This window comes from Pseudoalteromonas sp. AWM4_233 (assembly GCF_056158285.1).
The window spans coordinates 401,406-415,852 of the sequence record NZ_JBSWSZ010000001.1; the positions used below are offsets into that span (position 1 = coordinate 401,406).

Annotated in this window: 9 protein-coding genes and 2 pseudogenes; all 11 read left to right on the forward strand. The window is 36.7% G+C overall.

What is annotated here, in order from left to right; translation table 11 throughout:
- The 11 genes and pseudogenes from ACXAC4_RS01740 (at position 1) to galU (ending at position 13,986) form a co-directional block, all read left to right on the forward strand.
- Positions 1–1,140, forward strand: a complete 1,140-nt coding sequence (locus ACXAC4_RS01740; RefSeq protein ID WP_475158579.1) for a glycosyltransferase — start codon at positions 1–3, stop codon at positions 1,138–1,140.
- A complete protein-coding gene (locus tag ACXAC4_RS01745; RefSeq protein ID WP_475158580.1) occupies positions 1,118–1,951 on the forward strand; it encodes a glycosyltransferase family 2 protein in 834 nt (277 codons plus the stop codon). The genes ACXAC4_RS01740 and ACXAC4_RS01745 overlap by 23 nt, the downstream gene beginning before the upstream one ends.
- Before the next feature lie 31 nt (positions 1,952–1,982).
- Complete coding sequence (locus ACXAC4_RS01750; protein WP_475158582.1) at positions 1,983–2,942, forward strand: glycosyltransferase; 960 nt, start codon at positions 1,983–1,985, stop codon at positions 2,940–2,942.
- Entirely contained in the window at positions 2,932–4,203 is a 1,272-nt protein-coding gene (locus ACXAC4_RS01755; protein ID WP_475158583.1) for a capsular polysaccharide export protein, LipB/KpsS family, read from the forward strand. Before ACXAC4_RS01750 ends, ACXAC4_RS01755 begins: the two co-directional genes overlap by 11 nt.
- A 52-nt stretch (positions 4,204–4,255) precedes the next feature.
- Complete coding sequence (gene wecA / locus ACXAC4_RS01760; protein ID WP_475158584.1) at positions 4,256–5,338, forward strand: UDP-N-acetylglucosamine--undecaprenyl-phosphate N-acetylglucosaminephosphotransferase; 1,083 nt, start codon at positions 4,256–4,258, stop codon at positions 5,336–5,338.
- A 303-nt stretch (positions 5,339–5,641) separates the two neighbouring features.
- Positions 5,642–6,639, forward strand: a pseudogene (locus ACXAC4_RS01765) (integrase core domain-containing protein).
- A 537-nt stretch (positions 6,640–7,176) separates the two neighbouring features.
- Positions 7,177–7,941, forward strand: a complete 765-nt coding sequence (gene kdsB / locus ACXAC4_RS01770) for a 3-deoxy-manno-octulosonate cytidylyltransferase (protein ID WP_475158586.1) — start codon at positions 7,177–7,179, stop codon at positions 7,939–7,941.
- Positions 7,938–8,867, forward strand: coding sequence for a KpsF/GutQ family sugar-phosphate isomerase (locus ACXAC4_RS01775; protein WP_475158587.1), 930 nt, complete (start codon positions 7,938–7,940; stop codon positions 8,865–8,867). Before kdsB ends, ACXAC4_RS01775 begins: the two co-directional genes overlap by 4 nt.
- 398 nt (positions 8,868–9,265) lie before the next feature.
- A complete protein-coding gene (locus tag ACXAC4_RS01780; RefSeq protein ID WP_475158588.1) occupies positions 9,266–11,413 on the forward strand; it encodes a YjbH domain-containing protein in 2,148 nt (715 codons plus the stop codon).
- 345 nt (positions 11,414–11,758) lie between these two features.
- Positions 11,759–13,009: pseudogene (locus tag ACXAC4_RS01785) on the forward strand (MBL fold metallo-hydrolase RNA specificity domain-containing protein); the annotation flags it as partial.
- Positions 13,010–13,110: 101 nt separating this feature from the next.
- Positions 13,111–13,986 (forward strand): UTP--glucose-1-phosphate uridylyltransferase GalU, encoded by an 876-nt coding sequence (gene galU, locus ACXAC4_RS01790; RefSeq protein ID WP_475158590.1) that lies wholly within the window; start codon positions 13,111–13,113, stop codon positions 13,984–13,986.
- Positions 13,987–14,447: the final 461 nt, after the last annotated feature.

Here is a 14,447-nt window from a genome sequence, read left to right on the forward strand (position 1 = left end):
ATGAAAAAGTTAGGGCTAATTCTCACGAAAGGTAGTTCATTATTAAGTTGGAAAGAAAGTGGGCTTTATGATCGAGAGATTGCGATATATAAAGAATACATAGCAAGTAACTCTATAGAAGAAGTTACAGTTTTTTCATACTCATCAGATGATATTTGTAATGTTAAAGGCATTAATTTGGTAAAGAAGCCTCGCATTTTTTATGGCAAACTAGGAGACTGGCTCTATTCATTTTTCTTACCTCTAATTCATTATAAAACTATAAAGGGTATTGATGTATTTAAGAGTAACCAAATGTTGGGAAGTTGGGCTTTGGTTATAATTAAATTAATTTATAAAAAGCACTACTTACTCAGAACAGGTTATACACTTACTTTATTTTTGAAAAAACAAGGTGTAAGTAATTTTAAGCTTAATTTATTTGGTTTTTTAGAAAAGTTATCATTTAGATTTGCTACGGTAGCTACTTGTGCATCGGAACAAGATAAGAGTTACCTGATTGAAAAGTACAATTTTCTTAATGATGAAAATTTATTTGTTCAGAAAAACTATATTGATACAAATAAGTATTACTCAAAAGAGTTTTCTGAAAAAGATGATGTTATTTGTTTTGTCGGTAGGTTTAATAAACAAAAGAATATAATCAATCTATTAAGGGCTTATAAGGACTCGCGTATTAGTCAAGAACTGTTAATAATTGGGCAGGGCGAGTTAGAAAGCGAGATTAGGGTATTAATTGAGAGTCTAGAGCTTTCGGAAAAAGTAAAGTTATTAGGTAGGTTAAGTAATGATGAGGTTGCAAGTTGTTTGCGAAGCTCTCGTTACTATATTATTTCATCATTGTATGAGGGGATGCCTAAAACACTCTTAGAGGCAATGGCAAGTGGCTGTTTTTGCTTAGCAACCAATGTAGATGGCAACAATGAAGTTATTAAAGATAGTTTTAATGGCATTTTAATTGATGATACCAGCTCTCAATCAATAGAGCGTGCATTAAAAGCATATTGTCTTACAAAACCTCAGTCTATAGATTTAATCTCAGCTAATGCAATTGATTATATTAATAAGTATCACTCCCTTGCCGCCTATTCTCAAAGTGAATATAAGAGGTTAAAGTATGTTTATTCCTACAAAAAGTAATGATAAATATGGTGAGTTTAGTGTTTTTAAATCGGAAAATACTCCTGTTAAACCAATAGTTAGTGTAATTATGAGTGTTTACGACTCAGCATCAAGCTTACATTCAAGCATAGAGTCAATTTTAAATCAGTCGTTTTTAGATATAGAAGTGGTTGTTACTAATGATGGTTCAAAAGACGATAGCTTAAAAATTTTACTGGAATATCAAAAAAGAGACAGTAGATTGGTCGTTATTGACCAGGCAAATTTGGGATTAACAAAGTCGCTAAATCGTATGATTAATCTTGCTAGGGGTAATTACATCGCTAGACAGGATAGTGATGATATCAGTAACTTAGAAAGAATTGCTACCCAGTACAAAGCCCTTGAGAAGAGCTCTTGTAACTTCTGTATATCAAGGTATAGTATAAGAAATAGACATCTACCTAATATAAAATATGTTAGGGCTTTTAATATCAAATCGCTATATTTTGGTAATTACATGTGCCATGGAACTTTTTTCGGGAAAAAAGAAGTTTTCAACTTGATGTACAATGATGAACACAAATATGCACAGGATATAGAGTTTGTATTACGAAACAGTCAAAGTTTGAAAATTATCTTCTTAGAGGACGTTCTTTACGAATACATGCTTAGTGAAGACCAAATCTCAATGAGCAAGAAAGCAGAGCAGTTTGAAAGTTTCGCTATCGCTTGCAAGTTGTATTTTGGTCTACGACCAATAAAACACATTTTCTTGCGAAAGTCCCTCAGATTTCTTTATTTAAATTTTAAGTATTATTATGCGAATTTGCTCTCTGTTAAATCGTGATATTAACTGCGCTACAAATAGCGTACATGCAATGCTCTCAGACAAGTCAGCGACCTGGGAAATTAAATATCTTAAAGAGGAAGAAGGTAAAGGCGGGTTGCAATTTTCTCTTGTCTCATTCTTTTCAAAATCTTTTTGGTTAAGATTGACGAGATTACTTGATGCTTACGATGTAGTAGTTGTTGATGGGCTGGTTTCATTTTACTTGATATGGTTTTCTTCTTTTTTGGTGAAAACAGACTGTAAATTCTTTTTATTAATTCATAACGACTACTCTCAAGTAAACACGCGCAGTAGGTGGAAGTTTGTACCTAACTTTTTGTTTACAGCCTTGTATGATTTTGTGCTAAAGCGTTCTGGCTTTCCTATTATTAGCTGCTCTGAATGTACACAACGCTGCCTTTTAGATAGAGGGGTTAAGTCGATTTCTATTGATAATGGTATCAGTTTGAGTGGAAATAGCTTAGAACCTAACAAAGATAATGTAATTTGGTTTGTAGGAAGATTGATCAAATTAAAGAATGTTGACCTTATCATACATGCTTTAAGAAATTTTGATTCTGAAAATTACACTTTAAATATCGTTGGTGACGGGCCTGAAAAAAAGTCTCTTATCGCCTTAGCCAGAATGTTGAATGTTAAAGTTCAATTCTTAGGTTACGTTGATAATCCTTTTAATCTTGTTCGGCCTGGAGATATTTTTATACTTCCTTCGAGCGTTGAAGGACGTTCTTTAGCTTTAATGGAAGCTTTAGATAAAATGAGCTATGTAATCGCCTCCAACATAGAAGCTAATTTATGTTTTGAACCTCACGGCGTAGATCTATTTTGTCTTGAGCAAGAAGGTAGTTTATATACGAGCTTAGAAAAAGCTCTAAAGTTACAACCTTCAGATAGGGCTGATTTGGCAACTTCACATAGATCTATCATTGAAGGCTTATCAGACGATATAATGTTTAAAAAGTATATGGAGGTTATTAGTGCAGTTTAATATTTTAAGCTTAGACCCAATGTATAATAATCTGCATTCTGAAATTGCTCAAGCTTTACCTCAAGGCAAGCGTTTCTCTTTATTATCTTCATTTGGTTTTAACCATTACTTGAAAGGTTTTGAACATTTTTATATTTCTCAAAATATAAAAAAGATTAGTCCTCTGATTTGCAATATCAGCAAAGACCTAAATTTTCACTACAAAGCTAAAGTTGAAAAAATTGAATGCAGAGACCTAACAGCTGAAGAGCTTAACTACTTCAATAGCTACAAGCAGCTTGTCAGACAGTTTATAATTGAAAGGGAAATTAGATTAGTATTATTACATAACGATTTGCGTTGGAATCATGCAATAGCTATCGAGGTTTGTAAAGAGTTAGGAGTTAAATACCTAGTTACTGAGCAAGGTCTGTTTCGTCCTTACACGACAGTTATTGATAGTAATGGTGTTAATGCAAATAGTAGTGTTAAAGAACTGTTTTCTAAAAGAAACGATTTAGTCATTAGTAGCTCAAAACATGCTGTCACTTGCACTCATGATAGCGCAAGGAGTAAACTAAATTTTCTATTTTTTATTTTTCTTCATAAATTAGGGGATTTTTTGGGTGCTAATGCTAAGTTTCCGCACAATGATTTTTCTATGAGTAAATATCTAAAAAGATATATTCTTCAAAGAAAAAAAGGTACTCCGGCTAACCAGATTCAGAAAAACTTTGAGTTTAATGACGGCGTTAAATACATTTATTTCCCTATGCAGTTAAGTAATGATACACAGTTACTTGTTCATAGTCCTTATAGTTCTTTTCATGAAATCTTAAAGCAAGTTGAAAGTGCCATATACAACTCTAAAAGTGATTATGTTTTGCTTGTAAAGAAACATCCAAATGACTTAGAAAGCTACTCTTTAGATCATAGAACAATAATGGTAGAAGGTAATAATGCACAATATATATCCAATTCAGAGTTGGTTATTTCCGTCAACTCTAGCGTTTGTTTTGAAGTATTGAGCAGCTCTACTCCATTAGTAACTTTAGGGGATGCTTTTTTCAACATAGATGGCATAGCAAAATGCACTTCATTGTCTAAACTCGGGGAGTTTATTGACCGTGAAGGTTTTAAGGAAGAAAAGTACTCGTCAAAGGAAAAAAAAGAACAGTTTTTATGTTTTCTGAAAAATACATATTCACTACAGGGGGCCGGTTATGATAACCCAGATTTTGAGATTAAACGGGTCTTAAGAAATTTAGGTGTACAACATTGATAGTGCTCTTAAACTATCGTAATATTTTTGCCAGAAGGCGTGTATTTTATATTTGCATAGGCTAAGGATTGACAATGTTAATCGACTTCTTTTTTATCTTTTTCTTTTCTTTTCTTTTGTTGTTTTGTTTTTTATGAGAAAGGTTGCCAAGGCTACTGGATTGGTAGATAACCCCTCAGAAAGAAAGTTACACTCTGGCAGTATTCCTTTGGTAGGTGGTATTTCAATTTGTATTGTAATCGTTTATTACACTTATCTTAATATGCATATGTTTGAAAATTCTGACGTCTATATTGTTTGTACTCTGGTACTTACGACAATAGGAGCGTTAGATGATCGATTTGATTTAAGTGTTAAACTTCGAATTGTAGCCCAAACTTTGATCTCTATTATAATGATTAATTATGCAGGTCTTGAACTGTTTTCCATCGGTGATATATTTGGTGTTGGTGATATACAGTTGGACAACCTTTCTTCGCTTGTTACTATTCTTGGTGTTATTGCCTGCATAAACGCATTTAACATGGTTGATGGAATAGATGGTCTGCTTGGTGGGGTTTCAGTTGTCACTTTTTGTTGTTTAAGTCTTCTGTTTTATTTGGCTGGAAACAATGGATTGGCAGGTTTTTGTCTATTATTTGTTTTTTGTTTATTGCCTTACATAGCTATGAACTTAGGGATTATAGGCCGAGAGAGAAAGGTTTTTATGGGCGATGCAGGGAGTATGTTGATTGGTTTTACAGTTGTTTGGCTTTTAATAGCAGGTAGTCAAAATCAGAGTCACCTAGCCTTAAGGCCTGTTACAGCCCTATGGCTTATAGCAATACCCTTGATGGACATGGTCGCCATTATGCTAAGAAGATTGAAGCAAGGAAAATCACCTTTTAAGCCAGATAGAGAGCACTTACATCATATTTGTCAGCGTTTAGGTTTTTCGCCAGTTCAAACCCTTTTTCTTATTTGCTTCGTGTCTTCATTTTTCTCTCTAGTTGGATTGCTAGGTGAGGTGTTTGCTGTACCTGAATTTGTTATGTTTTACCTTTTCATTTTTATTTTCTTAATTTATTTGGCTATTTTGGGCAGTTACTCCAAATTTTTTAACGTCAAGCAATTACGTCAATTCGAAGCCAAGTAACCCATAATATACATTTTGATTAGTAACGGTATCTGTATTTATTTCTTGCATTACAGCCTTTTTTAACTTTAATAACTAATACCGTTATTAAGCAGAGAGAACCTGTCTTAAATTGTAACTTTATGTCTTATTTTTTAAAAGAATAGTTTTTGAGATTTAAATAAACCTCTAGCTTTTTACATCTGCAATTTCTTGAATTCTCTTAAAAGCGCTCTTGATAAGGAAAGTAAAACTGTAACTCCCCCCAAAAATGAAACAGTTCATAAGTAGAATTTTCCATTAACTAAAATAGGAAAATTTACGATGAGAAAAAGCAAGTTCACCGAAACTCAAATTGTCAGCATGATCAAAGAAGCTGAATCAGGTATTCCTGTGCCGGAAATTTGCCGAAAGTACGGTATCGGCCACAGTACATTTTATAAGTGGCGCTCCAAGTATGGCGGTATGGAAGCTTCAGATGTAAAGCGCCTTAAAGAACTTGAAGAAGAAAACCTTAGCTTAAAGATATGTTTGCAACGCTTAGCCTAAAGCACTCCATGCTTGAGGATATCATCGCAAAAAAACTGTAAAAACAAGTAGGCGAAGAGCTTGGGTAGAGCATTTAAGAGCTCAATTTAACGTCAGCGTCGCATTTGCTTGTGAAGTGGCTGGGCTAAGCCGCTCAGTTTTTTATTACAAACATAAACGGCCATCAGATTATGAGGTTATCGACGTATTGCTAGCATTGGTCGAACGTCACCAAAGATGGGGGCTGCCCAAATTATTTAAAAGGCTTCGCAATAAGGGAAAACCTTGGAATAAAAAGCGTGTTGAACGAGTTTACAACATGCTAAAACTCAATTTGAGACGTCAAGGAAAACGCCGTGTGCCAACAAGAACGCCAAAACCATTAAGTGCCCCACAGCAACATAATGAATCTTGGTCAATGGACTTTATGAGTGATGCACTAAGCTACGGACATCGTTTTAGGACATTAAAACAGGTCATAGCTTGGCGGGGAAAACCAAAGCAAATTAGAGTAGATAATGGCCCTGAACTTACTTCAACGGCACTTGAGACTTGGGCGGTGGAAAGCAACATCAAGCTAGAGTTTATAAAACCTGGTAGCCCTTATCAAAATGGCTTTGTGGAAAGATTTAACCGAAGTTACCGTGAAGAAGCGCTAGATTTATACTTGTTTGAGTCACTTCAAGAAGTACGTGAAATCACAGATGGATGAGTGGTTAGATATCTATAATTACGAACGACCTCATGATTCACTTGGTGATATGACACCAATTAGTTATCTTGAGGCTGAATAAAATTCTACGGAAGAGCTGTACTAAATAAGGTGGAGTTACAAAACCTCTTTTTTATTTATATTTATACAGCTATTGAAGAAGTATATAATAAATTTAATTGTATAAAGTGACTGTTGAGCAAAAAGGCTTTATTGACGTTCATAAAGGTAGTTGTTTGTGGAGGTTGAGTGTATATTAAGACACTCTGTTTTTATAAAATCAAAAGTTTAATTTAAAAGTTGCCTGGTGTGGATTGAAGAGCAAATATGGAAAAGGTACAGTTTTAGCTCTTTGGGTTATAAATAACGTTTTAAAAACTCCATGAAGTTGAAAATGATTATATGCGGCTTTGTGAATGCGATACCTTTATTTTATGAGCCGAGTTGGTTGCAAGGTAATTTATGTTGCTCCCTATTCTGTAAATAAATTGAATGCTCTAATAAGCGCTTAGCGTTAATCCATATAGCTTTTCTTTCACCATATGTGAGTAATGATTAGGTATTGCCTTATAAAAAATACAGTAAATAAATACAAGTTTCCAGAGAACAGTTTGAAGTTATGTTTGCCGAACATTGTAGTATAAAAGTAGTTATCCCCGCGCGTTATGAGTCTCAAAGACTTCCAGGAAAGCCTTTGCTTGAGATCAATGGGATGCCTATGTTTTGGCACGTTGCTCAACGTGTTTTGGAATCGGGTATTTCTATTAACGATTTAATAATAGCAACGGACGATAGCCGAATATACGAAAGAGCTAGGGCTTTATGTTTGCCGGTAATGATGACCTCATCAGACCATGAGAGTGGAACCGAGCGTTCAAATGAGGTTGCGCGGAGGCTGAATTGGAGTGACGATACTTTAATTATGAATGTTCAGGGGGATGAGCCTCTTGTACCACCTGATCTGTTAAAGGAGTTAGTTACATTTTCGCAAAGTAACACTCAATTTGATATTTTTAGCGCTTACTCTGGCATAAAATCGGTTGAAGATTTTTTAGATAGAAATATTGTTAAAGTTGTAATCTCTGATTCTAATAGTGCTCTTCTGTTCTCTCGAAGCGCTATACCTCTCAACCGAGAACGTTTTGATGACATAGCCTTAGCATATATGCATATTGGTTTATATATGTACCGGGCAGGGGTGCTGAGCAAATTATGTTCTCTCTCACCCTCTAAGTTGGAAAAGTATGAAAAACTCGAACAGTTAAGAGCCTTAAGCAATGGTTTTAGCATAGGGATGCTTAATTACAAAGGTAATGTTTTTCATGGCGTTGATACATATGATGATTATATAAAAACAAAAAAACTAATGGAGAAAATCAAGTGAATTCTTTGGAAGTTGCTAAGCAAGTTATTGAAACAGAAATACAAGCTTTGCGTCAGATGTTTGAAAAATTAGATTCAACTTTTGCAAATGTTGTAGACTTCATTGTTCAGTCTCGTAGCAGAGTTATAATATGTGGTATGGGCAAGTCTGGGTTGATAGGAAAAAAAATCGCGGCTTCTTTTTCTAGCACTGGTACATCTAGCTTTTTTATTCATCCAAGTGAAGCGTTTCACGGTGATCTTGGAATGATAATGCCTGGCGATATTTTTATTGCAATATCCAATTCGGGAGAGACTGAAGAGGTCATTAAACTGCTCCCCTTTTTACGTGATAATCAAAACAGTGTTATCGCTATAACAGGTAATCCAAAATCTACACTTTCTTTGTCGTCTAACTATCACCTAGATATTGGGGTTTCTGCTGAAGCTTGCCCTTTTCAGTTGGCTCCGACTTCCTCTACTACAGCGACTCTGGTTATGGGAGATGCTCTCACCATCGCGTTGATGGAAAAGAGAGGTTTTCAACCTGAAAACTTTGCAAGGTTTCATCCAGGTGGAAGCTTAGGTAAAAGGCTTTTAAGTAAAGTTAAAGATGAAATGATAAAGGATATGTTACCAACTGTAGAGCTGGCTTCACCTATACCTGAAGTTATAAATGTTATTACTAGCGGCTCTCTTGGTTTGGCATTGGTTATTGATAAAAAAGAGCTTGTTGGAATCATAACTGACGGTGATTTGAGAAGGGCTATAGAATCTTTTGGAAGGGATTTGTTCGATTTACACGCGGAAGATATTTGTTCCGAGAGCCCAATTTCAGTAAATGAAGAGTTACCCGTTTCTGTAGCATATGAATTAATGCACGCAAAAAGTGTGAGTAGTCTCGTTGTTAAGAATAATAATTGTGTAGTTGGTGTGTTAAAGAAATAAAGCTTCATTATTCTTAAGCTTGAGAAACTAATTAGACTGTATTGAAGTCGAAAAGAGCTTCAGTGAGACTAACCTAAAGATGCATAGAAGACCTAATCAGACACGTAAGATTTATTTGATACAAGTGGTTACAAGCCAAATGGAAGTGTACAATAAAAATTAAAATAATTGGTAAGGAGGTACAGTCACTTTTATTACTAGCGATTTATATTTAGAGTGATAACTTTGATATTCTTAATTTTAAGTTTTTTAAAGCGAATATTGAAGTATGGATTATAAATACACTTTGCAATATTTTTTTCTTCTCTTATAGGGCTTCAGCTTTTAGGTTATTGGGACAAGTGATATATTAACGCTTATAACTTTGGAACAAATAATAACCCATTGGGCTTTGGAATATGTCTAAATTACTTAATATATTTGCCTCTAGTATGATTGTAGCTGCTAATCCTAGTTGGGCTGACGAACCTTTAAAAACCTACAAAAATTTTACGGGTTTTACTGGGCTTATAAATACCGTCAATGCTGAAGTCTTAGAGCATGGGGTAGTCGGTATGAGTTACAATAATATGCTTGATTTTAGAGGTAAGGAGTATGTTAATGGACATAACTTCACTTTTTCGGCAGGTTTATTTGACGACATAGAAGTAAGCGGTTTGATCGCTTCAAACTCAATGCACGATAATATGTTTAGCTCTAATGTAAAAGAGGAGAGGCAAATTCGAGATTTGTCCTTTAACGTTAAATATCGATTTACAATTATTCCTAAAAACTGGTTTAGTTTTGCTCTTGGTGCGAAAGATATTGGAGGTGCTGCAAATAAATATGAAACTTATTTTGCTGTTGCTTCAAAAGAATGGTCTGACTTCAGATTTTCATTAGGTGTTTCTAGTACAGATCAAAATACAACAGGTGCAATGAATGGCGCTTTTGGTGGTATTGAGTGGATGCCGCTAGATTGGTTTGCATTACAGGTAGAGCATGATGCCGAAGCAGTCAATGCTGCTGCGCGTTTAACAGTGCCGAAAGAGTGGCTATTTGATATTGGTGAACTGACTTTTACTAGCCGTTTTTATAGTAATACCGACTATTCAGAAAATGACAGCACATATTATGGCGTTAACTTTACTATGCCACTATCTAGCCAGGCACGTAAAAACTACACAGAAATTAAACCAGCGCCTGCTATTGTTGTAGCGAAAAACTCAGAGCCTTCTGATTTATCTAAGCCAATCGTAATTAACCAAAGAGCGCCTGAGCCTAAAAAAACAGAGATTACTAAAGTAGACAAATCGGAAGCTGATAGCTTTCAGCCCAAGAATAAACAAAACGTTTCTTTGAGTAGTCAAGTACACCGTTTAAAACTTGCTTTAATTGAAGATGGTTTTGAAAATATCAGTATTGGGTTTAACGAAACACCAAGCGTTGTGGTTAAGTTCGAGAACAGAGTATTTAATCGTAATGACCTAGATGCATTGGGTCTTGTGATGGGGCGAATCGGTGAGTACATTACCAAAGAGCATGCACGTTTCTTAATTCAGTTAGAAAAAAGCGATATTGGTTTATTGAATATTCAAGGCTCTGTTGATAACTATCGTCAGTTTATTGCTGAAGGGGTAAGTCCAGACCTAGATGTTCGCCAAGGTAGTGTTGCAACGCCATCGGGCATGATGTGGGTGGGTAATACCGCAGAGCAAAGCCCATACTTTTTACCTCGGGTTACTTTTTCTCCAGCACTGGCTGCAACTTATGCAACTGAGCTAGGTGTATATGATTTTTCATTGGCGCTTCGAGCTGATGTTGAGGTGCCGCTTTGGAAAGGTGCTGGTGTAAATGTGACTATGCAAAAAGTGGTTGCTAACACTGAAGATTTTGAAAAGGGCGATACATTCAATGGGCGTCGCTTAAAAGGTGGGTTTGATCAAGCCGTTTTCTATCAGGCTTTAGAGCTACCTTTTAATATTTATAACCTGACGCAAGTTGGTATGTTCAGAAACTATCATGAATATTATGGTGTGATTAATGAAACCACTTGGATAAGCCCAAGTGGTCGCCATCAGTTAAGTGCAAATATCACTAAATTTGAGTATCAAGATTATGATGCTTCTCGCGATTATTATTTAGCTGAATATCAATATAATTGGTCAGAGCAAGATATCACGCTTCACGCCAGTATGGGTAAATTCTGGGCCCTTGATGAAGGTGTCAAAGTAGAAAGTCGTTTCTGGTTTGGTGATAGCTATATTGCCATTTATGCGGCCGATACAGCTGCGCAACAAGTTGGTATTGCGTTCAGTATTCCATTGAGCCCACGTAAAGACATGTCAGTTACACCTTATGGGCAAATTAAAGGCAATGAAGCTTGGCGTCATGGAGTAACAACGCGTGTTGGTGAGTCGCATAATGCCTTGGTGAGAGGTCAAGCTTCGAAAATGTATACGCGCATTAACATGGAACGCACATTCTTGAATCAAGGCCGTAATTCTAGCAGTTATGTATATGCGAATTTAGCGAGATTAAGAGAAGCTTATTTGACTTATAAATAAGAGTTTAAAAGTTGTGAGTTAACGAGCGTAAAGTTTGCTAGTCTACGAGTCTAGAATAAGGCGCGGTTCATATTTGTGAAACGCGCTTTTTTGTGCAAAATATACGTTGCGAAGCAAGGTTACTTTTGCGCAAGGTTAAAAGAGCAATTTTAGCAGCTACTATGGAGTACTCAATTATCCAGTTCACTTCTCCATCAATCATCACTTTCTTCACTTTACCCAAAGCTGTAACTTAGCTATTGTTGCTCTTGTTTAAAAAAGGAACACACTATGTCAAGCGGAGATGGCGAAATAATTATAAAGCACCATGGCGCAACCCAAGGGGTAACTGGTTCTTGAAAGCCTCTAAATATCGAATTTGATATTCAAGCCATCTCTGCACTTATCGTCACCCATTGTCATATTGATCATGTTGGGCGTATTCCATAATTGTTGGCAGCAGGCTTTTCTAAGCCTATTTACTGTACTCCTGCAACCGCCAAGTTATTACCGCTTGTGATAGAAGATGCGCTGAAAGTTGGCGTTACTCGAGAACAAACATTAATTAATAGCTGTCTCAAGTTGTTACAAAAGCTGATTGTACCGGTAGAGTTTAACCACTGGCATAAAGTCAATTTAAGCTGCGAGTCTGAGGCAAAAATACGATTTCAGCGTGCAGGTCATATATTGGGTTCTGCATATGTTGAAATTGATATAGGGCAATACCATAAACAAAGCAAAAGCGCTAAGCGCATTGTTTTTTCCGGTGACTTGGGTGCGCCTTACACGCCTCTTTTACCTACGCCAAAACCGCCTTATAAAGCTGATATGCTTGTACTTGAATCGACTTATGGTGATAAAAACCATGATGGCAGAAAACAGCGTACTAAAAAGCTAAAACAAGTGATTGAGAAAGCTGTAAGTGATAATGGTGTTGTGCTTATACCAGCTTTCAGTATTGGGCGAACTCAAGAGCTACTCTATGAGTTAGAACAAATTATCCATAGCGCACCTAAAAAGTCAGTATGGCAGAATATCGAAGTCATTATCGACTCACCTATGGCGTCCAACTTCACTGAATTTTATTTGGAGTTTAAAGAACTGTGGGATACCGAAGCCAAGCGTCGTGTAAAACAAGGTCGTCATCCTTTGGACTTTTCTAGCGTTGTCACAATAGGCGATCACAAAGAGCATGTTGCAGTGGTGAATTATCTAAGAACGCGAAATAAGCCCGCGATTGTGATTGCTGCTGGCGGTATGTGTAATGGCGGTCGCATCGTGAATTACCTAGAAGCATTTTTACCAGATTCTACAGCAGACGTTTCATTTGTGGGTTATCAAGCTAAAGGTACTTTAGGGAGGGATATTCAAAAATATGGTTCGAGAGGAGGGTACGTGTTTATTAATAATCAACGTGTAAATATCAAGGCTGCAATTCACTCTATCAGCGGTTACTCTGCCCATGCCGACCAAGCAGGTCTAATTCGGTTTGCAACTATGATGAAAAGTCCGCCAAGCATGATTAAGCTGGTACATGGTGAGGAATATGCAAAACAAGCACTTAGAAATAAGTTAGCGCCTTTATTGTCAAAAACAGAAATACATATTCCTGAGTAAGGCTTTTAATAGTACTTTACGGGTTGTTATTCGACTCGAAAGGCCGTTAAAATAACGAAAATGCCAAAGAATATGGCGATAAATAATAAATTGGACGAATTATGAAAGCAGTTATCCCAGTAGCGGGCCTAGGTACTCGCATGCTCCCTATGACGAAAGCCATTCCTAAAGAAATGCTACCTTTAGTTGATAAGCCACTTATTCAATACATTGTGAAAGAGTGCGTTGCTGCTGGTATTAAAGAGATTGTGTTAGTCACACACTCTTCTAAAAATGCCATCGAAAACCACTTTGATACAAGTTTTGAACTTGAAGCTACATTAGAAAAGCGTGTAAAGCGTAAGCTTTTAGATGAAGTTCGCGGTATTTGCCCAGAAGACGTAACCATTATGCATGTTCGTCAAGGTGAAGCTAAGGGCTTAGGCCATGCAATTATGTGCGCGCGTCCAATCGTAGGTGAAGATGATTTTGTTGTGGTACTACCTGATGTAATTCTAGATGAGTACACAGCAGATCAAAGCTCTGAAAATTTAGCTGCGATGATTGCTCGTTTTAGAGAGTCAAGTGCTAGCCAAATCATGCTTGAGCCTGTAGCACAAGAAGATGTGAGCAAGTATGGTATTGCTGATATCAACGGTGCTGAGCTAAGTGCTGGTGAAAGTGCGCCAATCAAGACAATGGTTGAAAAGCCTGCAGTTGCAGATGCACCTTCAAACCTTGCTGTAGTAGGGCGCTATGTGTTGTCTAAAAACATTTGGCCACTCCTCAAGAAAACACCTATTGGCGCAGGTGGTGAAATTCAACTGACTGATGCAATCGATATGCTAATGGAGCAAGAGACTGTAGAAGCATTCCATATGAGCGGTCGAGTACACGATTGCGGTGATAAAATGGGTTACCTAAAAGCCATTGTTGAATATGCTATGCGTGATGAAACGTTAGGACCTGATTTTACAAAATTTGTGAAGAGTCTTTAATTCGGTAAAACCGATTTTATAAAGAGTTAGTTAATAAAAGCGTGGATTTATTCCACGCTTTTTTGTATTCGTGCCAAATACATGTTGCGAAGTAAGGTTATTTTTACGCAAGGGCGAAACGCGTCTTGAGGCTTGCTAGTGCGCGCAGCAAGACTAGCGTTGAGCGTGAGGCCTTGGATGGCCGAACCGGACCCATGCTACATGGAAGTATTACAACTCACTATTCTTAAGACCGAAACGAAGTTTCGCAGTATGAGGAGGTGAGGGTATGGGTACCCGATGGGCGTAGCTACATGGATGTAAAACAACACAGCAACCAGAGCTTTTCATTTACAGTGCGCAAAGTGAAATGAGTAATTTTAACAGCTGCAATGGAGTACTCAATCTGTAGTTTTGTCATCGTTAATGGCGACAATTACAAAACCTTGTTGCGCTAAAGCACAACTTACAGGCAGTAGGGC